This window comes from Corynebacterium sp. ACRPS (assembly GCF_022346005.1).
GTDB lineage: Bacteria > Actinomycetota > Actinomycetes > Mycobacteriales > Mycobacteriaceae > Corynebacterium.
Genome location: NZ_JAKRMY010000020.1, coordinates 1 through 23,391 on the forward strand (window position 1 = coordinate 1; position 23,391 = coordinate 23,391).

17 protein-coding genes are annotated in these 23,391 nt (G+C 59.8%); 5 read left to right on the forward strand and 12 right to left on the reverse strand.

Going from position 1 to position 23,391, the window contains the following annotated elements; all coding sequences use genetic code 11:
* A partial coding sequence (locus MHX65_RS10310) for a VaFE repeat-containing surface-anchored protein (RefSeq protein ID WP_239269990.1) occupies positions 1-1,402 on the reverse strand: 1,402 nt, incomplete at its 3' end.
* Positions 1,403-3,237: 1,835 nt separating this feature from the next.
* Here MHX65_RS10310 and MHX65_RS10315 point away from each other — a divergent pair.
* The gene (locus MHX65_RS10315) at positions 3,238-3,684 is read left to right on the forward strand and encodes a hypothetical protein (protein WP_239269991.1); all 447 of its coding nucleotides are present in this window, start codon (positions 3,238-3,240) and stop codon (positions 3,682-3,684) included.
* A gap of 136 nt (positions 3,685-3,820) precedes the next feature.
* On the opposite strand, the gene MHX65_RS10320 is transcribed toward MHX65_RS10315, so the two are convergent.
* Complete coding sequence (locus MHX65_RS10320; RefSeq protein ID WP_239269992.1) at positions 3,821-5,113, reverse strand: adenylosuccinate synthase; 1,293 nt, start codon at positions 5,111-5,113, stop codon at positions 3,821-3,823.
* A gap of 88 nt (positions 5,114-5,201) precedes the next feature.
* Between MHX65_RS10320 and MHX65_RS10325 the strand changes: the two genes are divergently transcribed.
* Positions 5,202-6,017 carry a hypothetical protein gene (locus tag MHX65_RS10325; RefSeq protein WP_239269993.1) on the forward strand — a complete coding sequence of 272 codons (816 nt, stop codon included), beginning with the start codon at positions 5,202-5,204 and terminating at the stop codon, positions 6,015-6,017.
* A 92-nt stretch (positions 6,018-6,109) separates the two neighbouring features.
* Here MHX65_RS10325 and MHX65_RS10330 read toward each other — a convergent pair whose 3' ends face one another.
* Positions 6,110-7,324, reverse strand: a complete 1,215-nt coding sequence (locus MHX65_RS10330; RefSeq protein ID WP_239270012.1) for an FUSC family protein — start codon at positions 7,322-7,324, stop codon at positions 6,110-6,112.
* 178 nt (positions 7,325-7,502) lie between these two features.
* Here MHX65_RS10330 and MHX65_RS10335 point away from each other — a divergent pair, with 178 nt between their 5' ends.
* Entirely contained in the window at positions 7,503-8,561 is a 1,059-nt protein-coding gene (locus MHX65_RS10335; protein WP_239269994.1) for an HNH endonuclease signature motif containing protein, read from the forward strand.
* A 348-nt stretch (positions 8,562-8,909) separates the two neighbouring features.
* Here the strand turns inward: MHX65_RS10335 and fbaA are convergent, their stop codons facing one another.
* From fbaA to MHX65_RS10375, 8 genes are all read right to left on the reverse strand, one after another.
* On the reverse strand, positions 8,910-9,944 hold the full coding sequence (gene fbaA, locus MHX65_RS10340) for a class II fructose-bisphosphate aldolase (protein ID WP_239269995.1): 1,035 nt from the start codon (positions 9,942-9,944) through the stop codon (positions 8,910-8,912).
* Between the two features lie 184 nt (positions 9,945-10,128).
* Positions 10,129-11,334 carry a glycoside hydrolase family 76 protein gene (locus MHX65_RS10345; RefSeq protein WP_239269996.1) on the reverse strand — a complete coding sequence of 402 codons (1,206 nt, stop codon included), beginning with the start codon at positions 11,332-11,334 and terminating at the stop codon, positions 10,129-10,131.
* 53 nt (positions 11,335-11,387) lie between these two features.
* Positions 11,388-12,134, reverse strand: a complete 747-nt coding sequence (locus MHX65_RS10350; protein WP_239270013.1) for a TrmH family RNA methyltransferase — start codon at positions 12,132-12,134, stop codon at positions 11,388-11,390.
* Positions 12,135-12,138: 4 nt separating this feature from the next.
* Positions 12,139-12,693 (reverse strand): orotate phosphoribosyltransferase, encoded by a 555-nt coding sequence (pyrE, locus tag MHX65_RS10355; RefSeq protein ID WP_239269997.1) that lies wholly within the window; start codon positions 12,691-12,693, stop codon positions 12,139-12,141.
* 86 nt (positions 12,694-12,779) lie between these two features.
* On the reverse strand, positions 12,780-14,489 hold the full coding sequence (locus MHX65_RS10360) for a hypothetical protein (RefSeq protein ID WP_239269998.1): 1,710 nt from the start codon (positions 14,487-14,489) through the stop codon (positions 12,780-12,782).
* A 73-nt stretch (positions 14,490-14,562) separates the two neighbouring features.
* Entirely contained in the window at positions 14,563-15,420 is an 858-nt protein-coding gene (locus MHX65_RS10365) for a sulfurtransferase (RefSeq protein ID WP_239269999.1), read from the reverse strand.
* Positions 15,421-15,464: 44 nt separating this feature from the next.
* On the reverse strand, positions 15,465-18,020 hold the full coding sequence (gene clpB / locus MHX65_RS10370; protein WP_023024094.1) for an ATP-dependent chaperone ClpB: 2,556 nt from the start codon (positions 18,018-18,020) through the stop codon (positions 15,465-15,467).
* Positions 18,021-18,393: 373 nt separating this feature from the next.
* A complete protein-coding gene (locus MHX65_RS10375; RefSeq protein WP_239270000.1) occupies positions 18,394-19,770 on the reverse strand; it encodes a sodium/glutamate symporter in 1,377 nt (458 codons plus the stop codon).
* A 132-nt stretch (positions 19,771-19,902) separates the two neighbouring features.
* Here MHX65_RS10375 and MHX65_RS10380 point away from each other — a divergent pair, with 132 nt between their 5' ends.
* Positions 19,903-21,198, forward strand: coding sequence for an NAD(P)-binding domain-containing protein (locus MHX65_RS10380; protein ID WP_239270001.1), 1,296 nt, complete (start codon positions 19,903-19,905; stop codon positions 21,196-21,198).
* A gap of 57 nt (positions 21,199-21,255) precedes the next feature.
* Positions 21,256-22,494 carry an FAD-binding oxidoreductase gene (locus MHX65_RS10385; RefSeq protein WP_239270002.1) on the forward strand — a complete coding sequence of 413 codons (1,239 nt, stop codon included), beginning with the start codon at positions 21,256-21,258 and terminating at the stop codon, positions 22,492-22,494.
* Here the strand turns inward: MHX65_RS10385 and MHX65_RS10390 are convergent.
* Positions 22,491-23,306 carry a carbon-nitrogen hydrolase family protein gene (locus MHX65_RS10390; RefSeq protein ID WP_239270003.1) on the reverse strand — a complete coding sequence of 272 codons (816 nt, stop codon included), beginning with the start codon at positions 23,304-23,306 and terminating at the stop codon, positions 22,491-22,493. The genes MHX65_RS10385 and MHX65_RS10390 overlap by 4 nt on opposite strands.
* Between the last annotated feature and the right edge of the window lie 85 nt (positions 23,307-23,391).

Sequence of the window (23,391 nt, forward strand, 5' to 3'; positions counted from 1 at the left end):
GCAGCGTGTATTCCTTACCAGGAACCAAGCCCTCATAGCTGACCTCATCAACAATCTCAGCACCAGCAACAACCTCATGCGAACCCTGAGCAAAATCAGCATTCGTCGAAATCTCCGGCTTTGCCGAAGTATCAGCAGGCTCTTCCGGCTTTTCCGAAGAAGTCGTGCTCGAAGGCTCAGTGCTGGTCGTAGTCTTCGAAGTGGACGTCTCCGAGTCCGACGGCTCCGAGGTTTCAGATTCCGAACTGCTCTCCGTCGATGGTTCAGAGCTCTTGGACTCCGAGGCGCTTGGCTTCGAGCTAGTCGTTGAAGTCTCCGACGAAGACGACTCCGAAGGCTGGTTGTCCTTCTTAGTGTTTACGGTCTGGTCTTCGTCGTTAATGTCCTTGTGCTCAGCAACCTTATTTGGCTTCTCAGCATCCGGAGTGCCCTCGCCCTCGGCGTCAACCTCAGTAGAGGTCAATTCCTCAAAGGCAACCGCAGCCTCAACCGGCTCCGTCACATCACTATCAACAGTGATTTCCACGTCAACGTTGCCAGCAGACTTCTCCGGAGTAAAGGTCGTCTCACCCTTACCAATTACAGACTCGTCTGCCTTATTAACCAATTCCGCATTCAGGGTGTATTGCTTCCCTGGGACCAAATCCTTGTACTTAACGGTATCGGTTACCTTAGCGCCGGACTCAACCGATTCACCCTTGGCAAGCTTCGCCTTGGTGGAAATCTCTGGGTTCCAGGTGGTATTTACAGTCTGCGCCTCGTCGCTCAGGTCCTTGTGCTCTGCGATGACATTCTTCTTGTCAGAGTCAGAGTTGGACTTTCCTTCCGCATCAACCTCAGTAGAGGTCAAGGTTTCAAAAGCAACTGCCGCGTCAATGGGCTTCTTAAGACCGCTGTCAACAGTGATCTCCACGTCCACGTCGCCGGAGGACTTTTCTGGAGTAAAGGTCTTCTTGCCCTTGCCGACGACCTGGTGGTCTCCAGCCTTATCCTTCAGCTCAGCCTCAAGGGTGTATTTCTTGTTCGGGACCAGGTCCTCATAGTGAACCGTATCCTTCACCTTGGCACCAGCAACAACCTGGTCAGCATCGTCGGCAAACTCTGCCTTGGTGCGAATCTTGGGCTGCAACTTCTTCTCGGATGCACTAGTAGTTGGAGTCGATTCGCTAGGCTCAGTGCTTGGCTGAGTAGTGGTTTGGTACGTCGAAGGTTCCTCAGAGGAAGTGGTCTCCTCTGTCGAGGTCTCCTCATCGGAAGGCTGCTCTTCCGTGGAGTTCGGAGTGCTCTCTTCCTCCGTAGGCTCATCTTCCGTGGTTTCTTCCTCGGAAGGCTGCTCGGGAGTCGTGGATTCCTCCGGCTCGTCCCCCTCGGTATCAGGTAGACCAGGCTGATCCGGCGGCATCACAGGCTGGTCCCTGCGTGTTTTATCGACCCTACCTTTATCATCGTGAGGACGAACAATCGTGATATAAGCATCTTCAGGCTGTTCCGGAATCTGCACGGATGGATCTTTTTCGAATTTTGGCGGGTCATAGTCGTCTACAATTCGATACCCAGTCAGTTCCGTAAATTCCTCGTGGCTTCCCGTAAAGCTAGGGTATGTAGGCTGACCTGGATCAAGCGCACCGTAAGATGGGTCTCGGCCAGTAATAGTAGCGGCAGCTATAGCCCGTGATGTGTCCTTCTCAGCAATTAAAGCTGCTAAATACACGGAGTAGTTTGCAGCAGCCTTACTATCCTTCCGCTTCGCTGCATCCTTCAATTTCCGTGCAAGATTGATCACACCATCCCTGTATTCGGGTGAGATTTCAAGCCTTTCTGCGTTTTCCTTCGCATATACCCGATTTGTTTGCAGTGGGATTTGGGCGAATGGTTCGATACACCAGCCCCATCCCACGTTGTTGTTCGGGTTTCCTTTACCAGCACCCTCTGGCGGCGTTCCTGCCCAAACAAGTGGCCCCCAAGAAGTATCTACTCCTTTGGGCATAATCTTGTTTACATCTCCCAAACTTACATTTGGCTCAAAATCTGTAGGATTACTTTCCTCAGCATTTGCTTGATTCCAGGGAACAGTGACCATAGCAGCAATAACCGCAAATGCAGCAAAGATTGCGGTTAATACAGTCCACTTTCTCCGGGATAAATCGCGCACTCCGCTCATCTTCTCCCCTTTAAAAGGACATCTTCTTACAATTCGCATCTACACAACTCGAACTTCAGCTGTGTAGAACCTAAATGTGAAACTTGAACACACGATAGACGATCCCTGTTCACTAACCGCTACGATCGCCACCGTTTGTGCCTTTAGGAGAGTACCAGTCCATGCGTTCAAAGAGAATTATTTCAAACTTATCCAAGTGATACGTCAACGAATTTACTATGCCAATTCCGGTTTACCGATAAACGGAAGCTGGCAATTAAAACCGTCATAAATAAACCTTTATTCGAAGGTGAACTTCACTCCAGAATACTATAGGTTAATAGATAACTTACAGCTTTTAGTAGATTTACCATTTCCATTGACGCTGTTACCAGCATTTTCTGAACTCAGTCTTGCACCCCACTAAATGTCGGTACACTTTTTAAACAGTCACAAACATTGGTTTTACGCAATACGAGCCTTCAATCACCTGAACTCCCAAAATGAAAGACCGCAAACAATGGCGACCACATGTTCGATTCAACTTACCTTCAGACATTATTCAGTTATGTATAACTCCCCTGTAGGCACTGATTAAGAAAATTATTTGCATTTAAGGAAATGCTTTCAAGAAGTGTCAAACGTCACAGGAAAACGTGCATACTTCGCGCAAAATTGCACTGTAAATAGAAGTCGTGCAGTAATTGAAGCGTCCACTAAAATGGGGGATAAACCAAAGTTACAGTCTGCTTTTCTAAAGTTTGACAGGAAATGGACGCTACTTTGGCTTAAGCCACTTTAATGAGCTAAATCCCATCAAATGTCAGCTTTTATTAGCGTCAACCTCCAGTGCACCCCTCGCACCCACCGGCGTTGTACTATATTGCACTCCGGTTAAACTTAATAGCGAATGTCACACTTCAAGACGAATAATGCGGGTCTAATGCCACATATTGGACTAAAGCATTTTTTCCGTCAATAGCTTCTAAAACAAATTTTAATGAACGAATCAACAAGTTGAATTCCATATAGTTACTCGCCTTTTACGGTGCTAGTATTTTTATCGGTTTCAGACACTAACCCAGAAAGGATCGGAAATGTCTATTCCTTCTTTTATTGCTAGCGCCATCGCTGCTGTACTACCGCTAACTGGCAGCACCGGCCCAGTTGACGCCCAGGACCAGCTTGCTGAGCCAGAGGTAACCCAGACCGCTGACGTTGAGCAGTCCACCGACCAGTCCGATGAGCCCGGCGCTCACGCCGAAAAGGGCCATATCACCGGTGACAAGGAAGATGTAATCAACGGAGACCAGGACTATTCTGCACCTATCCTGCAGAGCGGTAAGTTGGCTGTGCAGCGCGAACTCGCGCTCGCTACTGACGAGCTGGGCCACGAGTTCATGAACATCGACTTCAAGGACAGCCACAGCGCACACCTGACCTTCCCAGACACCTATAACCCGGATACTGACCAGGCAGCCGTGGACCGCGTGCTGGAAGCACTCAAGATCAACGGCTACGACAACCTGACCGCCGCTTACTAAAGCTGAACGGTCATAGCCTCGGGGAGCGCCCCGCGGAATCCTAAAGAAGGGGCGAGGTACCTCAGCAAGGTACCTCGCCCCTTCTTACTTTTATGAGCTCGCGGCTAGGCCGAGCTCATCACCGCAAATACGTCCATTACTGGTCTTCCATGACATCGTGGCGCACGATGGTTTGGTCGCGGCCAGGTCCGACACCGATATAAGAGATGCGGCAGCCGGACAGCTCTTCAAGGCGCAGCACATAATCCTGTGCCTTCTGCGGAAGCTCCTCGAAGGTGGCGCACTCGGATATGTCCTCGTCCCACGCCGGCATGGTTTCAAAAATCGGCTCGGCGTGGTGGAACTCAGACTGGGTAACCGGCATCTCGTCATAACGCTTGCCGTCGACGTCATAAGCCACGCAGATAGGGATTTCCCCAATACCGGTCAGCACATCGAGCTTGGTCAAGAAGTAATCCGTAAACCCGTTTACGCGCGTAGCGTAACGAGCAATCACGGAATCGTACCAACCGCAGCGGCGTGTGCGGCCGGTGTTCACGCCGACCTCGCCGCCGGTGGTCTGCAGGTACTCGCCCCACTTATCAAACAGCTCGGTAGGGAACGGTCCGGCGCCCACGCGGGTGGTATAGGCCTTGATAATGCCCAGCGAGGTCTTAATCCTCGTCGGCCCAATGCCAGAGCCAACCGATGCCCCACCCGCAGTCGGATTCGAGGAAGTCACAAACGGATAGGTACCGTGGTCGACGTCCAACATGGTGGCCTGGCCGCCCTCCATGAGCACGTTCTGACCATTGGCAAGCGCTTGGTTGAGCTCAAGCTCCGCGTCAATAACCATGGGGCGCAGGCGCTCGCGATAGCTCAGGAAGTACTCCACAATCTGCTCTGCCTCGATGGCCTTACGATTGTACATCTTCACCAGCATCTGGTTCTTGATCTCCAGCGCGGACTCCACCTTCTGCCGCAGGATGGATTCGTCGAAGATATCTTGCACGCGAATACCAATGCGCGCGACCTTATCAGCGTAGGTCGGCCCAATGCCGCGGCCGGTGGTACCGATGGCGCGCTTGCCCAAAAAGCGTTCCTGCACGCGGTCGAGGGTCTGGTGGTACGGCGCCACGAGGTGCGCGTTCGCGGAAATCTTCAGGCGGGAGGCATTCGCCCCTCGTGCCTCGAGGCCATCAATCTCATCAAAGAGCGCCTCAAGGTTAATCACCACGCCGTTGCCCAGCACCGGGGTGGCGTTTTCAGAAAGAATCCCGGCGGGCAGGAGCTTCAGCTCGTATTTTTCACCGCCGACCACGACGGTGTGCCCGGCGTTATTGCCGCCGTTCGGCTTGACTACGTAGTCAACTTTCCCGCCAAGTATATCGGTAGCCTTGCCCTTGCCTTCGTCGCCCCATTGGGCGCCGACAATGACGATCGCTGCCATCTTTTAAGTCACTTCCTCATTATTGAAGCCAAAATACGCATTTACCTTACACTTTTCTGGCCGGATTAGCCCACGTAGCATGATGTACATGCGTTTTTTGTTCCTCCGCTGCGGTGCCTCGGACATTGACTTGCCCGCAGAGGCTTTTGACCTTTCGGCCGTTCCTTCCCGCAAGGAGCTCGCGCTTATCGATGCCGCCGCCACCGATCTCCTCCCCCACGATCCCACGCCTTCGCTGGACGAGATCGCCGCGCAGCCCGATGTCCGCCACCTCGGCGCCCCTGCCGCCGCCCCGCAGGAGCCGTACTTGGAGGACCGCCTGCGCATCGTCGTCGCGGGCTCGGACTCGGCGCTGAACGCCGTCATCACCCGGCTCATGCGCGCCGATAACCTGTGGGCCGAGGTCGCGTTCATCCCCACGGGCGAGTCGGCCGCCGCCGCCAATTGGGGCCTTCCCGCCGCGCCGCAGGAGGCCCTTGAGCTCGCCCGCACCGCCCCGGTTCGCCCGGTGCCGCTCATCCGCAACGATTCCGGCCAGGCCGTCGCCGGCTCCGCGACCATCTCGGATTGGTCCAATGGCCCGTTTACCGGTGGAATCATCATCGATGATGACACCCTCGCCGCCTCCGGTCGCGGCACTTTTGGCGCGCGGCTGGTCCCCATGACCGATGCTCCGGGCATCCTAGCGGCCCGCGCGACATCGCCCGTCGAGCCCGAAGGTCGCCTGCGTTCCTTGCTGCGCAAACCCGGCCGCCTCGACCCGGATTCCGTCCACACCGGCCGCGCGGTCCAGGCAGGCGGCCCCCAGCTGCGCGTGCTTGTCGATGCCATCCCCCACAAACGCCCCCTCACCCGCGTCACCTTCTACCGCCACCTGCGCGACCTCCAAATCGCACGCCCCTAGTCCACTCTTCACAGCTAACGCCGACTTCCCTTGGCTCTTAGCGCTGCCCCCGCACCGGCGCCCCGCTCGGCGGATATGCGGGCGGGGTCCTGCTAATTCTGCCCCTTCTGCTTATCTTTGCGTTCCCACACCTCTGGCGGGAACGCCGGGTGCGTAGAGGTAGGAACTAGGTGCGCGACGGCAGACTCGCGCGAGAGTCCGCACACCATCAGCATGTCCACAACAATGGATCTCGTCTGCGCGAGAATCGTATACGCAGAAAGCGTCGCGTCTTCTTCGATAAGATCCATGCCTGCTTGACCGCCCACGTAGCGCAGCCGCTGCACCAGCTCGGGTATCTCTATCGCCTCATCGTGGTCCCGCTTTTGCCTGCCGTAGAGCTCTCCCACCGCGAGGATAATTTCTGATAGTTCTTCCAAGAGCTCTAACTGCTTCTCGGACACGGTATCGCCGTCTTCAGTAAGCACGAGCGCGCGGCGCGATAAGACCCGCACCCCACGCACCGCATTATCTACCGGCAACAAGATGCGCTCTAGGGACCGAATGCTCCTGCGCGAGGTCCACAAAAGCGGCGATACTTCCGATGCCTCCCTCCCCGATTGCGCCGCACTCAACAGCGTATTCACGTCATTTTGCGTGCCGCGCACCGCATCGCGGGCATCGCGAATAATCTCAGGATTGGTATCGCGGATGCCATGCGTGACGTCATTGAGAATGCTCGATGCAATCCGCAGCACCTTCGACACCTCGCGCCTTGCTTCCTTCAACGGCGAATTCGGGATCAGTGCAATCGTGATAAGCCCAATGCCGGAACCAATCATCGCGTCGATGGCCCGGTGCAGGCCACCTGGCCCCTCGGTCGGCGGAAAAATCGTGGCGATAAGGATGGAACCAAAAACAATCTGGTTGGACACCAGCGGCGATTTCGTAATAAAGGACCCCACCACCAGGCCGGCTCCCACGATGAACAGGATCTGGAACGGGCCCTGCCCCACCACTTGGAAGAGCAAATCGCCCACGGCTACACCGACGATGCCGCCCAGCGACATCTCCACTGCCTTTTTCATCCTGTCCCCGCCCGAAAGCCCCAGAATGATGACTGCCGAGATGGGCGCGAAGAACGGCTGCGGATGCCCAAAGAGAGAGCTAGCCACCCAATACGCCAATGCGGCACCGACGGTGGCCTGGATTATATAAACGAAGCGCGAGCGGATGCGTTGCAGACGCGATAATACTGAGCGGTCCACCACCCGCAGCATTTGCCTCGTTGAGACTCTTTGTTTCGCTTCCGACATGACCTCCAGCATAGAAGACCGCTCCATACCACCGCCCCCGAATACCCGCATCCCGGCCCGCGCCAGGTTGTGGATAACCCCGCTATATCTGCGCGACAGCGACCCCCGCAGCGCAAGAATTCCACAGATTCGCCGTTTCGCTTTGTTCCCCCATTGCCGCGTACCCGTGCCGCTTTTACGGTCAGGAGCCGTGAACACAGAATTTTTGCAACTTTGCCGTCGCGGTGTGGACCTCGTCGCCGAGTTTCAGGGATGCTCCGAACAGCAGCTCATCGAGGCCGGCGCCAGCCAGCTCCTCGCCGCGCAACTCGCCCGCCTGCAACACACCTATTTCGGCCGCACCTCCAATAGCCGCAAGCAGCGCCTCGCCTGCGAGGCAGCTCGTTCACGCGGCCACGACCTCGCTGTGCTTGAAAGCATCGAGTCTTTCGCCCACCGCGTGAAAGACACCAACCGCAGTTGGGATCTCCGCCTGGAGCTCTGCCGCGCGGAAGCCCACCTGATTCCGGCGATCGCGAAAAAGCGCCTCAAGCAGCTCAACCCCGCCAAGCGGCCCTCCCACGGCGTCCGCTACACCCGACGCCCCAATGGCCCCCACACCATCTCCATCACCGCGGACCCCACGGATATCGCAGATATCAAGGGCGTTCTCGCTTCCGTGGATAAGGAAAACCCGCTTGCGGCAGCCAAGCAGGTCATCCTCGAGGGCAATCCCGGCGCGCTCCCCGCGGTCCATACCAACGTGATCATTACCCTCGACCAACTAGATCACATCACTGCTGGCCAGGGCGATGACATCATGCTTCAGCTTTCCAACGGCGCGCGCATGTCCGGCGCCCAGCTCGTTGCCCGCACCCTCGCCCAACGTGGTTACGTCAGCTTGGTTCACCCCGAGCACGGCGCGGTAAACCTGTATCGCACCGAACGCATGGCCAGCTGGAAGCAGCGCATGCTAGCCCGCGCGGAACATCCTATTTGCGCTTGGCCCGGCTGCTCCACGCCTGCCGATGACGCCCAAGTCCACCACCTCACCGCCTGGGCCGCCGGCGGCCCCACGAACCAAGAAAACCTCGTAACGCTCTGTGCCCATCACAATGCGGTGAACCAAGATGATGATTCCCGACCCACCGCACGCGGGCGCATGGTTCGCATCAAGGGCCGCATCGCTTGGATCCCGCCGTGGAGCGGTAACCCGCGGTTCATCCCCTCACCCGCCCATTCACCACGACCAACAAGGAGTTACGGCTAATCCTCACCCCACCCAGTCCGTCTGGTCCGTCTAGTCCACTCGGGTCGCTGGGCCTGCCGTCTCCACCTGGCTTTGCCAGCCTATATTTCTGCCCAATCTCGCTGGCATAGCTGGTCGGGCCGGCATAGCTTGTCTGGCTAATCTGGCATACTTGCCTGCTCTGTCTCATGTCCGGCAAAGCCCCGCCGCATCCCCGCGCCCCACAGATGGGCCCAGCGTTAGGTCCAGAGATCGGACCAGAAATAGGAAAAGCCGCCTCCCACACAGGGGGAAGCGGCTACTTCGTCGTGCCTACAGTGCGGTCGCGCCTTAGGCTTCAGCTCAACATGAAGCTAATTGGGACTCGTCCTACTTGGCCGTGGTCTTACCCACGGAGTGGAGGTCCTGACATGCCTCGATGACGCGCTCGGACATCCCCTGCTCTGCCTTCTTCAGGTAGGAGCGTGGGTCGTAGACCTTCTTGTTGCCTACCTCGCCGTCAATTTTGAACACGCCGTCGTAGTTTTCCATCATGTGGCGAGCCACTGGGTTGGTAAACGCGTACTGGGTATCGGTGTCCACGTTCATCTTGATGACGCCGTAGCGCAGCGCCTCTTCGATCTTTTTCTTCTCGGAACCGGAACCGCCGTGGAAGACGAAGTCAAAGGCGTGTTCGCCCTCGCTCAGGCCGAGCTTCTTCTGCGCAACCTTCTGGCCCTCCAGCAGGACCTCGGGGCGCAGCTTCACGTTGCCCGGCTTGTAGACGCCGTGCACGTTACCGAAGGTAGCGGCCAACAGGTAGCGGCCCTTCTCGCCGGTGCCCAGGGCATCGATGGTCTTTTCAAAGTCTTCCGGAGTCGTGTACAGGTTATCGCCGGCCTTGGCCTCGACACCGTCTTCTTCACCGCCGACAACACCAATCTCTGCCTCGAGAATGATGTGTGCCTTCTTCGCCTTTTCCAGAAGCTCCTGGGCGATGACCAAGTTTTCATCGATCGGAATAGCAGAGCCATCCCACATGTGGGACTGGAAAAGCGGGTTCTCGCCGCGGTCGACGCGCTCCTGGGAGATGGCCATCAGCGGACGAACGTAATCGTCCAGAACTTCCTTCTGGCAGTGGTCGGTGTGCAGGGCGATATTGACGCCGTAGTGCTTCGCTGCCTCGTGCGCGAAAGCGGCTAGGGCCTGAGCACCTTTAACCTTGTTCTTGACCGCGAGGCCAGAGCCGAACTCTGCGCCACCGGTGGAGAATTGGATGATGCCGTCAGACTCTGCCTCGGCAAAGCCCTTCAGTGCTGCGTTGATCGTTTCAGACGAGGTGCAGTTGATGGCTGGAAATGCGAAGCCGTTCTGCTTCGCGGTGTCCAGCATCTGGTTATACGCCTCGGGGGTTGCAATTGGCATGAAATTCCATCCTTAAGTGGGATTGCGGTCAAACACGTTCCAACACCCAATTATGCCCACATTTCCGGAATCCCGCCGCAAAATTGGTGTGACATTTCCTGTGTTTACTACCCAACTCTCAAAAATGACGCGCCCCCACACGACAAACCCCGCGCAAGGTGTTTAACAGCACGGTTAAACGCGGTTAATCGCGACCCGATGTTTTATGCAGGTCACGAGCCACCCGAGCACACGCCTCCAGAAGCATCCAACCAGATAGCTGCACGGAAAGGTCGCGCTCATCCACGCGAATGATTCCCATCTTTTCACTCACGGTCGTGTGCCCGAAGCCGTAGTTGTGTGGAAGGCGGGCATCGGCAGTCCAGTCAGAGCCAAAAATTGGCAGGCCATCAACCTCAAGCCGGTGCTCCCACACGGATTCGGCAGACGCCACAACCATCCGGGTCGCCAGCTTCTTGGTGGCCCGGTTCGCGGGCGAGTCCCCGGGCAACCGCACGGCAACATCGGCAAGATAGCGCATCAGAATGCCCTTAAACAGGCCGCCATCACCATCACCGGTCTCCCAATCCACGACGCCGGAGGGAGTCGCCATCCCGGAAGCAATAGCCTGCACCAAGCCCCGAATCTTAATGATGTAGCTCATCATCTCGGATGCCAGTTCGGCCTCGTAGACGCTGTCGATCTGCTCCAGCTTGCCGATGCTCGACTCCTCCCGCATCGCCAACACAATCTCCAGGCATGCCCCCAACATCACGCCTTGGCAGTACGGGTGGACTTGTTTGACAATTTCGGGGCCGTCCATGCGCATGCGCACGCCGTCCATAATGAAGCCATCTTCATTGACCAAGTTGTCGTAGACCCAGTCAACGATGCGGCGGGCCGCGGTGATATCGCCCATCCGCGCGAGCATGATGGCACCGGGCCCATTGGCCGGCACATTCATGAAGTTCTCTCCGTCCCGCCACGGCAATATCCCCAGCGAGTCATCGAGGCCTTCGGTGATATTGCCCTGCAAAGACGCCAACGCCTTGGGCGATTTCATCTTCTTTACCTCGCCCACGCGCCCGAAAGCGAGGGCGAGCCAGGCTTTGTCATCGAAGTACTTATTCTTGGTCAGCTGCGCAAGATTCCGCATGCGAATCCCGCGCATGGTGTCAAGGATGCGCTGGCGGCGGGCCTTAGTATTCTTCCGCTCCGCCGCATCGACGAGGCAATCGAGGTAGTGCGCCTGCCACCAGTAGTGCCAGTGCACGAGGAGCTTTTCTTTCGTGGTGGGCGGCCAGCTGACGATGGCGAGGTTGGTTCGCGGCAGGCCCCATACGGAATGCGCATGGCGCTCATCAATGGCGGTTTCCGCGAGTTCGGCGCGGTGGGCCCACTTTTCTTCCACGATTTCTTTATCACTCCAGTAGCAAGGTTTATTACAGTTAGTGTAACGATCTCTTACCAGGAATTGTTCAGATCGGCGTGCTGCCGGATCCAAGTATGCATGGCGATGCCCGCGGCCACGCCCGCGTTGATGGACCGCGTAGAGCCAAATTGCGCGATGGAGCAGGTCATCAGGGCGGCATCTTGCGCGGCGGCGCTGACGCCGGGGCCTTCTTGCCCGAATAGCAGCAAGCTGCGTTCCGGCAGTTCGGCGGTTTCGAGGGGCACGCAACCGGGGGTGTTATCAATGGCCACGACCGTCAGGTCTTCCTCGGCTGCCCAGGCAATGAGCTTATCGACGCTCTCATGATGCCGCAGATGCTGATACCTATCTGTCACCATGGCACCGCGGCGGTTCCACCGGCGCCGCCCCACAATGTGGACGGTATCGACGGCAAAGGCGTTGGCGGTGCGCACGACGGTGCCGATATTGGCGTCATTTTCAAAGTTCTCGATGGCGATATGCAGGCTGTGCCGCCGCTTATCGATATCCCCCTTAATCGCCTCCCTCCGCCAATACCGATACGCGTCGACGACATTGCGCCGGTCGCCCTCGCGCAGCAGCTCCGGATCGTATTTGTCCGCCTCCGTGCCTTCCGGCCAGGGACCTTCCCAGGGCCCCACGCCGTGGCGGCCCTCGTTCCATTCGGTGGGACCCTTCGCCTCCTCGGGCTGTTCTTGCTGCTCTCGCTGCTCCTGCTGCTCTGGTTGCGCAGAACTCTCGGCCTGCCCGGCGGGCGCCTCCTGGCTTTCCTGGTCCATCTCGTTACGCGAGTCCAAGGTCACCCAAGCCAAGCAAAGAACGGTACTCAAGGCCCTCGGCCGAGATGACGTCCTCGGCGCCGGTAGCGCGGTCAACGACGGTAGCCACACCGACCACCTCTGCTCCAGCCTCGCGCAATGCGGCGACTGCCGTGAGTGGCGAGTTGCCGGTCGTGGTGGTGTCCTCGACCACCAGCACCTTCTTTCCGGTCACATCCGCGCCCTCGATGCGGCGCTGCATGCCGTGCTTTTTAGCTTCCTTGCGCACGACGAAGGCGTCGATATCGCGGCCCTCGGCATGCATGATGGAGGTCGCTACCGGATCCGCACCAAGGGTCAGTCCTCCCACGGCCGCGAAATCCCAATCGGCGGTGAGCTCGCGGAGCAAGGATCCGATGAGGCGGGAGGCTTCGTGGTGCAAGGTCGCACGCCGCAAATCAACGTAGTAATCAGCCTCTTTGCCCGAGGACAAAGTCACCTTGCCATGCACCACGGCAAGCTCCTTGACCAGTTCCGCGAGACGCTTCTTCTTGTCTTCTTGCAGGTGCACTTCAGTCATCGCATTGCTCCTTTTTCTAGAGTTTCTTTAGAGTTTTCAGCATATGAGGAAAGTCCTGGCTATGTGGGCCAACGCAACATTCTAGGCTACTCTCCCTGCTGCGACCCGGAATCGTCATGACGGTCTGTATCCTCTTTCTCCCGTGCAGCGGCCGTGCCACTGGCATCTTGGGAGCTGCCTCGAGAAGAATTTCTGGTTGAGCCGGTGGACGAGTCTTTGGCCGCATTTTTGTCCGCGTCACCGAGGCCGTCACCAAAAGCATCATCGGAAGCGTCGTCGAAGATGGAAGCCTCCCCGAATTGCTGGCGCGGCAGGCGGGCGGTGCCCGAGTCGGGGGTGGGGCGTTCATTGCCATCGGCAATGGCATCGACTTCGTCCGCCCCAATCGCCGTGTGCTCAACTGGGCCGCGGGTCTCAGAATACGTGCGCGAGGGCATATCCAACGGTTCCTCCGGCCGTTGAATGACCGGCCGGGAAAACTCCGGCTGCCCCGCCGCCGCTGTTCCACCCACCGCGTCGACCACAGGCGCAGCGGGAATCTCCCTGGCCGGGTCCAAGTCCTCAAGGTGGATGGTATGCACGGAGGAGGACCGGGGTGGGAGAACGCGGGAAGCATCGGCAAGTAAAGCCAAGGGCGGGAGCATTGCCTCCCAATCCGCGGTGCGCGAATGCTTGGTGGTTTGTGCCAAAACCCACTCGGTTTCCAGCCACAGCGCCGACACCACCTCCGGCATGCGCTGCAACGCAATTCGCACGCGCTCGTCCACCATCCGCTCCGCCACGCCGCGATCGGAGGAATATACATCAAACCCTTCGATGCTCATGGCCATCAACAGGTCCTCGGACATCTCGGCCTCCTGGCTGCCGAAGCGCTGGAAATCAATGACCACATCCGATGCCGCTCCCGTCCGCATCGCCATCACATTGACGCCGTCAATATCCATCAGCAGCATTTCGTGGCCGTACACGTTGCCGGCAACGATATCTTTCGGCGCGGCGCCGGAGGAGGCCACTCCCCTCGTCCATTCATCGACAAGATACTGGTCCGACTTCATGTACTCAAAGCCCCGGGTTTCCGCCCAGTTCTTGCGCTCCCGACGAATGGTGCCAGGGATTAGCGGCCGCGGCCGCCCTACCGGCTTGGACTTAGCGTGCCCTTCCGATTGCTCTTCAGCTCCCTCCTGGACTGCCTCTTCGGGGGAGTCATCCCCACCCGATTCCGTTTCTGCGTCCGAGTCCGCATCCTGGTTAACGTCAGAATCTGCGCCAATTTCCGACGTCTTTTCAGTGTTGCCTGCAGTGTTGGCGCTACCTTTTACAACGTCATTGTCAGAAAGAGCCTCAGTCTCGCTGGCGCGGGTTTCGGCTCTGCCTCTATCGGCGTTGGCTTTGTCTTTACTTATCTTGTCGTCACCGCTGCCCTTGTCGTCATCGCTGCGGTCTGAATCGTCTGCAGTGCGATGGTGACGGCCTGAAGAGACTGCGGAGGAAGAATCGGATTCAACATCGGGAAACGGCGAGTATTTCGCCACGAAACCGGGGTGGGCCTCAGTACCGCCTTCGCTCTCAGGATCTGTCACTGCTTCGGAGCCTGTGGTGTCTTCCGCGCCCTCTTCAGTTTCGGGGCTTGCGTGGGAAGGCGCATCCTGGTCTTCCCGGGTGTCCCAGTCTTTCGGGTCGTGCTGGGATGCGGTGTCTCGCTGGGCATCGGCTGCGCGCTGCGTGCGATCGTAGTACAGCAAAAAGCCACCGGCGATGCCGAGCACGAGTGCGAAAATCAGGAGTAAAGAAGCCATCATCTCCTGATAATAATAGGTACCGGCACCCCACGGTGCCGGTACCAGTCGGAGTCGGAGCGATTAATTGGAATTAATCGTTAACCGAAGTCCTATCCCCGCGTTCTACCGGGTTGGTCGGGTCTGCCGACCACTGCGACCAGCCGCCGATGTAGTGGCGCAGGCCGGTAAATCCTGCGTTCTCCATCGCCGCGAGTGCAAGAGCGGAGTGGTTGCCCGAACCGGAATAGATGATTGCATCCTTGGTGTTTTCTTGAGTCAATCCGGCAGCGGCCAGCACTTCACGGATTTCATCCGGCGACTTCAACGTGCGCACCCCATCGTTGTGGAAGAGGCGCTCGGGAACATTGACCGCACCGGGGATGTGGCCCGCCTTCAAATCTAGGTTCTCGCGGCGGCCGGCGAAGCGGTTACTCGAGCGGGTATCGATGAGCACGCCATCGTGCTCGCGGACGTCTTCAATCGTGGCGGTAGGCAGCTGGCCGGGAGTGACCTCGAATTTCGAGCCGACCGCGATATTGCCCGGACCCGTGAGGGTTTGGTAACCGTTCGCGAGCCAGTTTTCCAGGCCGCCATCGAGGATGCGCACATCAGTTAGGCCGGCCCAGCGCAGCGTCCACCACGCGCGGCCGGCAAAAAGCCCGCGGCCCTCGTCATAGACCACCACGGGGCGGTCTTCCTGCAGGCCCCAAGAACGGATCCAGGCTTGCAGCTTGTCTTCGTCCGGAAGCGGGTTGCGGCCATTGCGCGAGCCGGGAAGGCCGACGAAGGCCGCACCGGTATCACCGAAAAGTGCGGTGGGGATGTGCTGGGACGCAAAGTCGATGAAGCTCTGGCCCGTCTTGGGGTGCCAGTGGGTGCCGAGAAGAGTGAAACGATCGCCGTGGTAGATGGATTCTTTGAGTTCCTGCGGGGAAACTAAAATGCTCATGCCTTCCAGTCTAAAGGCATGAGCATTATTTTTCGCCCGGTAATTTAGCGAGCGGAAATGTCCAGCTCCGCGCCGCCATCGGCGACGTCGACGTGGACGGTATCGCCATCGGCAATATCACCGGCCAAAAGCTTCTTCGCCAGCTTGTCACCGATAGCCTGCTGGATGGTCCGGCGCAGCGGACGGGCGCCGTAGGCGGGGTCATAGCCGCGGTCGGCCAACCAGGACTTGGCGGAATCGGATACCTGCAGCGTCAGGCGGCGGGCCTCCAGGCGTTCGGTGAGACCGCGCAGTTGGATGTCCACGATGCCGCGCAGCAGTTCCTCCGACAGCGGCTCGAACATCACCACGTCATCGAGGCGGTTGATGAACTCCGGCTTAAACGCCCTCTTCACGGCCTCCATCGTCTCGTCCTTCGTACCGCCGGCGCCCAGGTTGGACGTTAGGATGATGACGGTATTGCGGAAGTCGACGGTGCGACCCTGGCCATCGGTAAGCCGCCCCTCATCCAGGACCTGGAGGAGGACGTCGAAGACGTCGGGGTGGGCCTTTTCCACTTCGTCGAAAAGCACGAGCGTATAAGGCCGACGCCGCACGGCCTCGGTGAGCTGGCCGCCGGCTTCGTGGCCGACGTATCCCGGAGGGGCACCGACGAGCCGGGAAACGGAGTGCTTCTCGCCGTACTCGGACATATCGATGCGCACCATGGCGGATTCATCGTCGAAGAGGAAGTCCGCCAGCGCCTTAGCCAGCTCCGTCTTACCCACGCCGGTGGGGCCGAGGAAGAGGAAGGATCCGGTCGGGCGGTTGGGGTCAGCCACGCCCGCGCGGGAGCGGCGCACGGCATCGGAAACAGCGGTCACGGCCTCGCGCTGGCCGACAACCCTCTTGCCCAACACCGATTCCATGTTCAGCAGCTTCTCGGTCTCGCCCTGCAGCATCTTGCCGGCGGGAATGCCGGTCCACGCGGAGACGACCTCCGCGATGGTATCCGGGCTGACCTCCTCATCCAGCATGGTATTGCGCTGGGCGGCGGCCTTTTCCTCGGCTGCTGCCAGGTCCTTTTCCAGCGGCGGGATCTTGCCGTAGTTGATCTCGGAGGCTAGGGCGAGGTCGCCGTCGCGCTCGGCAATTTCTGCTTGGCGGCGGAGATCGTCGAGCTCTTCCTTAATATCCTGCACGTCATCGATGGCCTTCTTCTCGTTGGCCCAGCGCGCCTTGAGCTCGCCGAGCTTTTCGCGCTGGTCCGCGAGCTCGCCTTGCAGGGCGGCCAGGCGGTCCTTGGAGGCGGCGTCGGATTCCTTCTTCAGCGCGAGCTCCTCGATCTCCATGCGGCGAACGATGCGCTCGAGCTCATCGATTTCCTGCGGCGAGGAGTCGATTTCCATGCGCAGGCGGGAGCCGGCTTCATCGACTAGGTCGATGGCCTTGTCCGGCAGGAAGCGGTTGGTGATGTAACGGTTCGATAGCTCCGCCGCAGACACCAAGGCAGAGTCCATGATGCGCACGCCGTGGTGCACCTCGTAGCGCTCCTTGAGCCCGCGCAGGATACCGATGGTGTCTTCCACGGACGGCTCTGCAGCATAGACCTGCTGGAAACGGCGCTCGAGGGCGGCGTCCTTTTCGATGTACTTGCGGTACTCATCCAGCGTGGTTGCACCGACGAGGCGCAGCTCGCCGCGGGCCAGCATGGGCTTAATCATGTTGCCGGCATCCATGGAGCCTTCGCCGGTGGCGCCGGCGCCGACGATGGTGTGCAACTCATCGATGAAGGTAATGATTTCGCCCTCAGATTGCTTGATTTCATCCAGCACAGCCTTGAGGCGCTCTTCGAACTCGCCGCGGAACTTGGCGCCGGCGACCATGGAACCGAGATCTAGGCTGATAAGCGTCTTGCCCTTCAGGGACTCAGGGACGTCGCCAGCCACGATGCGGCGGGCCAGGCCCTCAACGATCGCAGTCTTGCCGACGCCCGGTTCACCAATCAGCACCGGATTGTTCTTCGTCCTGCGCGAGAGCACCTGGACGACGCGCCGGATTTCCTGATCGCGCCCGATGACCGGGTCGATCTTGCCCTCGCGCGCCCGCGCGGTGAGGTCGGTGGCGTACTTTTCCAGGGCCTGGAATTGGTCTTCCGGGTTCTCCGAGGTCACCTTGGCGGCCCCGCGCACGGAGGGGAAGGCGCCCTTGATGGCGTCGTAGGTTGCGCCGCGACCGGTCAGCAACTCGGCGGCGTCGGTCTTCGAACCGGCGATGGCGGCGAGGAGGACTTCGGTGGACACGAACTCATCGCCAAGCTCGCCCGCCAATTCCTGCGACTTGGTCAGTACATTCAGGCCATCCCGGTTGAATTGCGGGTTGGACATATTGGCGCCCTCGGCGCTGGGATAAGAGTTAACCAGCTCGCGCGCTTCTTTCAGCACGGTATCCGGGTCAACGCCGGTGGCCTTGAGCACTGGCGCGGCAATGCCGCCTTCCTGCCCAAGGATGGCCGCCAGCAGGTGCGCCGGGCGGATATCCGGGTTGCCATTCGCGGAAGCGGTCTGCAGGGCTTCCTGCAGAGCCTCTTGTGTTTTGGTGGTGGGGTTAAAAGAACTCATGTGTACGTTTCTCCTTCTAAGATTTATTCGTCCATTTTAAGGATTCACTAGGTATAACGCACATAAAGTTGAGCCTATTCCACTCAACTCAAATTTTTTGAGTCCACCTGGCTCAACTTCCCACGCTATGCTCCTCAGCTCTGCCGCAATGCCGCAACAGCCCTACCCAAGTCCTGTCGGCATAGGAGTGAGCACGCCGCGCTGTCACAACAGCCCTACCGAAGTCCGGCCGGCCTAGGAGTGGGGGTGCACGGTGCAATCGAGGTGGGGGTTAAGGGGGCATCGGCAAGCAAGCGAATTGGCGGCACAACAAAGCCGGGCCGCCACACCAAAAATGTGGGAGCCCGGCTTGCGCAGAGTAGATATGTGAGGGCTAGGTTTCTTGTTTCTGACCCACGTGGCCGATGCCCTCTTTGAAAATCGTGCCGCGCGGCGGGAGCAAGCCCATGAATTTGAACGTCAGGTACACGCCGATGGAAATGGCCAGCGAAACGGCACCGAACGCGCCGGTAAACCCGTACATCACCGCCATTGGTGCAATGATGGTCCACGAAATCTCGAACGGGCCGAAGCCGATGTAGGCCATGCCGTATTCGGACAGCGTGCCGGACTTCAGCTTCGGGTCGACGATCTTGAGCACGGCGATGCCGGTAGCCACGGTGGCCGTCGCCCAGCCCCAGCCGAAGATGCCGCGCTCGATCCAGCGCTCGCCAAAGAACTCGGCGGGGAACCACATCAAGAAGAAGGTACAGAAGATGGTGCCCAGAATGAACAGAACGAGCAGTGCCTGCCAGTAGGAGGCGATAGCGGCAGGAACAATGGCGGCCACACCGAAGGCGATGAGGTAATCGGTAGCGGCACCGGAGATGGAGGATACGGAATCCTTATCCAGGTAGTCCTCGGCGCCGGCGAAGTTCATGATGGCGCGAAAGATGAGGCCGATAACCATGGACATCGCAAAGAGCGGGATGGAAACATTTTCCCAAATGCTGGAGATGCCCTTATTGACGCCGTACGCCGTCATGACCGTGAGAATGATGAAGCCGAAGTGCAGCGCGAGCGGCTCGATGGAAGAAGGGTTGGTGGTCGCGCGGCCGAGGGAGGGGCGATCATCCAGGTTCTTGATGTAGCCGCGGCGAATCTCCTCCGGCAGCTCCTTGGGAACGTAGGACACCTTGCCCTTGCGGATGCCCCAGTTACCAGCGATGACACCGCCGATAATTGCGGCCAGCGTGCCGACGGTCGCGGAGGTAAAGCCCAGAGACGCTGCCGCCTCGGCGCCAACGCCCTCCAGCGCGCCACCCACAGCGGCGGCCGTGCCGAAGCCACCGGTAAATCCAACCGGCAGCATCATGCCGAACCAGTTCGGGGTATCAAAGACCGGGGCGAAGAAGAGCAGGCCCAGCACGATGAAAAGGCCCCACTGGCCGGTAAACATCATGGTGGAATAGCCCCACATATTGCGCGCGCCCTTGCCCATGTTGCCGCCAACCTCCATGGAATACGCCATCGAGGCAAAGACCACGGCGATGAGGATGGAGGTGTAGTCGCCGAGGTTATCGGAGAAGTTGATCCAGCCCAGCACGTTGGGCCCGACCAGCAGGCCAAGCAGGCCGGCGGTAATGGGGGCAGGCAGCAATAAGTCCTGGAAGATAAACTTCACTTGGTGGCGCAAAATATTGCCGATGACCATGAGTAAGGAAATCCAACCCACGTCCAGCATGAGCGTATAAGCGGAAAAATCTTCCATGGGAATCCTTTCTAGCTGTGCAGTTATGGCAGGCTGCTCACGAGTAGCGAGCGCGCAGATAAAAAGTACATTACCTATCATGTAGTGAGCCACAACATACGGCGGATTTTTCACCCCCGTTACAATGGCACGGTGGAGCACTACCTCAGCATCATCATCGGCGGGGGCCAGGCAGGCTTGGCAACGGCCCAGCAGCTCACCTCCCGCGGCCTTATCCCCGCCCAAGACTTTCTGCTTATCGATGCCAACCCCGCCCCCGGCGGCGCCTGGCGTCACCGCTGGGATTCCCTGACGCTGGGCAAGGCCCACAACATCGCGAGCCTGCCGGGCATGCCCGCCCCGCTTGCCGATGCCTCCTCCCCCGCCTCCCACGTAGTCGCCGACTACTACGGCGCCTACGAGGACAAGTTCCAACTGCGACCCTACCGCCCGGCGCGCGTCCGCAGCGTCCGCGCCCTGCCCGGAGAGCCCGGCGCGCGCGGCGTGCACGCTGCTCATGGCGAGCCCGAGCCGAGAGGCGCAGCAGAACTGCGCGGGGAGGATGCAGCGCGCAGCGCGTTTCTCGTGACGCTGGAGTCCGGCGAGCAGTTTTCCGCGGACACCATCGTTAACGCCACTGGCACGTGGGATAGGCCGTATATTCCTTATATTCCGGGCATCGGCAGTTTCGGCGGGCGCCAACTGCACACTAAGGATTATTCGGCGTCGGAGGATTTTGCAGGCCAGCACGTGTTGGTCGTTGGCGGTGGGCTATCCGCGGTGCAGTTCTTATTGGAGCTTGAAGGCATCGCGCAAACCACTTGGGCCACGCGGCGAGCACCGGATTTTACGGATACGGAGTTTGATAAGCAGTGGGGCTTGGATGTGGAAAAGAAGGTCCGCGAGCGGGTCTTTAGCGGAAATCCTCCAGCCTCGGTGGTCTCGACCACCGGGATTCCGCCCTGGCAGGAATACCTGGATGCGGTCGAGCGCGGCGTTCTGGTCTCGCGCGGCATGTTCAATGCCATTGACGCGACCGGCGTGCGGTTTAGCGGGTCTGCGAGCGGCGGGGCCGCCGCGAGGGGTGACGCTGCGGCGGACCACTCGACGGTGACAGACGGCGAGACGGCGGCCGGCGGCAGAACTGATGTGAGCAGTGAGGTGGCGGGGGCATCGGAAAGCGTGGCGGCATGGCAGCCGTATCCGGCGGGCACGCACTTGGCGGTGGACGTCATCTTTTGGAATACCGGTTTCCGCCCGGTGCTGGACCACCTGGCACCGTTGCGATTGCGCTCACGCAAGGGCGGGATTGTCATGCGCAACGAGGTCTCGCCTGTCGCGAACCCGCGGGTTTTCCTCGCCGGCTATGGGTCGACCGCCTCGACGGTGGGAGCGACGCGGGCGGGTCGCATGGCGGCGCGCGAGGTTATCAAGGTGCTGGACCTATAGCGCGGGGACGAAAATGCGCACGCTAAAAGGCAGGCAAGCACACTAGGATGGGAAAACATGTGGGAATTGGGCGAGCACTTCCGGAAGTATGCAGACGACTACCGCGATGCGGTGCATGAGCAGTTTTTCCTCATGGTGCCGGAGGCGCGGCAGGTCTTTTCCCTTTCTATGCAGGACACCCACCGGTCCATGGTGCACGCATTGGCGTGGGTGATTGAACATGCGGAGCCCAGCAAGGCCGGCACGGGGGTTGGATCCGGGGTTGGGGCTGCGCTGTCCGAGGGCGTCCGGGAGAAGATTGCGCAGCTCGGCCGCGATCACCGCAGGCACGGCTTCCCGGCCGAGGTGTACGCGCGGTTCGAGGAGGCGCTCATCAAAGGCCTGCGGGTATTGGCGCTGACGCGGTACCAATACGACTTCGCTTGTGCCGTCATCCACGAGGTCTGCGCGGAGATGGCCACTGCGGCGCGCGAGGCGGACCTGGCTGGGGAGGCGCCGGCGTATTCGGGGCAGGTGGTCGCGGTGGATCGGCCGACGCGTGAAACCGCGATCATTCGCGTCGAGGCGGGAATGCCCGCAGCCTTTGAGCCGGGGCAGTATTTCCCCGTCACCACCCAGTACCTTCCCGGCCAATGGCGCATGCTCACCCCCGCACAGCCAAGCGATGCCACCGGCCAGCTGGTCTTCCACGTCGCCGCGGTGGGCGAGGCTTCGCGGTCGCTTGCGCATACCAAGCCGGGTGATTGGTGGACTTTGGGCCGGCCCACCGGGTCCATCTGGCAGGACCTGCGCGCGTTGCGCGGCGGCAGGTTGGTCATCGTGGCCTATGGCACGGGCTGGGCGGCGGCGCGGTGCTTGGCGCTGGCGGCCCGCCAGGCCGCGGATGCGGGCGAGGAGGGCCTCGCGAAGAACCTGGCCCTGCAGGTTTTTGCCGTTGCGGATAGCCCCGGCGCGCACTATGACACGCATTTCCAGCAGAATCTTGCGGCCCTCTACCCCGATCTCAGCCTGCGCCGCATCATCCGGCAGGAAAACGACCCGTGGTTGCTGGGGGCACGGCCGCTTGCCGATGCCGCCACCCACACCCTCTCCCCCGACCCGACCGATGTAGTAGTCAACGAGGTCGAGTTATCCACAGGCACACCCACCTACTTCGCCCTCTTCGGCAGCGCCGAGGAGGTAGCGGAAGGAAGGAGGGGGTTGGAGAAAAGGGGCATCGGCAAGCAGTGGATCTTAAGCCACAGCTGGGGCCGCGACCGGGAGTGGCTGCCGGAGGATTATGCGGCGCAGTCTTAGTCGTTAAGTTCTAGCACCGGCAGGGAGCGGCGCGTCTTCGCTACTTCTTGCGGGTCGATATCGGCGTAGAGGATTTCGTCTTCGTAGCCGGCCTCGGCCACGCGCACGCCGTTGGGATCGACGATGGTGGAGTGCCCGATGCCGGTCGGGCCCGAGGGGGACCCGGCCTCAGCGTTGCCGCCTGGGCGGGATTGGCCCGCGGCGAGGATATAGCTGGTGGAATCCAGCGCCCGCGCGGCCGTGAGCAGGCGCCACTGCTCTAGCTTGCCGGGGCCATCCGCCCAGCTGGTGGGCACGACGATGAGCTGCGCGCCCTCGCGCGCCAAGTCCTTGAACTGCTCTGGGAAACGGATATCGTAGCAGACCACGACGCCGACGGTGAGGTCATCGACGTCGAAGGTCACCAAGGATTCCCCAGGCTGCACCGTATCGGATTCGCGGTAGTCAAAGGCATCGTAGGTGTGGATTTTCTCGTAGCCACCCAGCACGCCCGGGCCTGCGACGAGCGCGGTATTGGATACGCGGTTGATGGTCTTGTCCTCACGCTCGATGGTATCGGCTGGGCAGAACATGCCGACGACGACGGTGACCTCCAATTCCTCCGCCGCTTCCTGAATCGCGGTGGCGAACGGACCTTCGAGGTTCTGCGCCTGCTCGTCCAGGCGGCCCGAGCGGAAGTTCTGCGAGGTGGCCTCGGGCAGCACGATAAGGCGCGCGCCCGCCACCGCGGCCTCGCGGATTTTATCCAGGGCGAGTTCTTGGTTTTCCTCGATGCTGCCGGTGGAGGTCAATTGCACTGCTGCTACTTTCATAAATCCCAACTTAGTGCAGCGTCACCTAGTTATCCACAGGTTGGCGGTTTTGCCCTCGCGGCCACAGCCCGCAGCGGCCACGCTT

Excerpts from the sequence above, each read along its gene's own strand:
- MHX65_RS10330 (WP_239270012.1), bottom strand. The coding sequence starts at position 7,324 with ATGCTGGAGGTCATGTCGGAAGCGAAACAAAGAGTCTCAACGAGGCAA.
- clpB (WP_023024094.1), bottom strand. The coding sequence starts at position 18,020 with ATGAGTTCTTTTAACCCCACCACCAAAACACAAGAGGCTCTGCAGGAA.
- pyrE (WP_239269997.1), bottom strand. The coding sequence starts at position 12,693 with ATGACTGAAGTGCACCTGCAAGAAGACAAGAAGAAGCGTCTCGCGGAA.
- MHX65_RS10360 (WP_239269998.1), bottom strand. The coding sequence starts at position 14,489 with ATGGCTTCTTTACTCCTGATTTTCGCACTCGTGCTCGGCATCGCCGGT.
- MHX65_RS10365 (WP_239269999.1), bottom strand. The coding sequence starts at position 15,420 with ATGAGCATTTTAGTTTCCCCGCAGGAACTCAAAGAATCCATCTACCAC.
- MHX65_RS10320 (WP_239269992.1), bottom strand. The coding sequence starts at position 5,113 with ATGGCAGCGATCGTCATTGTCGGCGCCCAATGGGGCGACGAAGGCAAG.
- fbaA (WP_239269995.1), bottom strand. The coding sequence starts at position 9,944 with ATGCCAATTGCAACCCCCGAGGCGTATAACCAGATGCTGGACACCGCG.
- MHX65_RS10375 (WP_239270000.1), bottom strand. The coding sequence starts at position 19,770 with ATGGAAGATTTTTCCGCTTATACGCTCATGCTGGACGTGGGTTGGATT.
- MHX65_RS10315 (WP_239269991.1), top strand. The coding sequence starts at position 3,238 with ATGTCTATTCCTTCTTTTATTGCTAGCGCCATCGCTGCTGTACTACCG.
- MHX65_RS10385 (WP_239270002.1), top strand. The coding sequence starts at position 21,256 with ATGTGGGAATTGGGCGAGCACTTCCGGAAGTATGCAGACGACTACCGC.
- MHX65_RS10325 (WP_239269993.1), top strand. The coding sequence starts at position 5,202 with ATGCGTTTTTTGTTCCTCCGCTGCGGTGCCTCGGACATTGACTTGCCC.
- MHX65_RS10390 (WP_239270003.1), bottom strand. The coding sequence starts at position 23,306 with ATGAAAGTAGCAGCAGTGCAATTGACCTCCACCGGCAGCATCGAGGAA.
- MHX65_RS10350 (WP_239270013.1), bottom strand. The coding sequence starts at position 12,134 with ATGGACCAGGAAAGCCAGGAGGCGCCCGCCGGGCAGGCCGAGAGTTCT.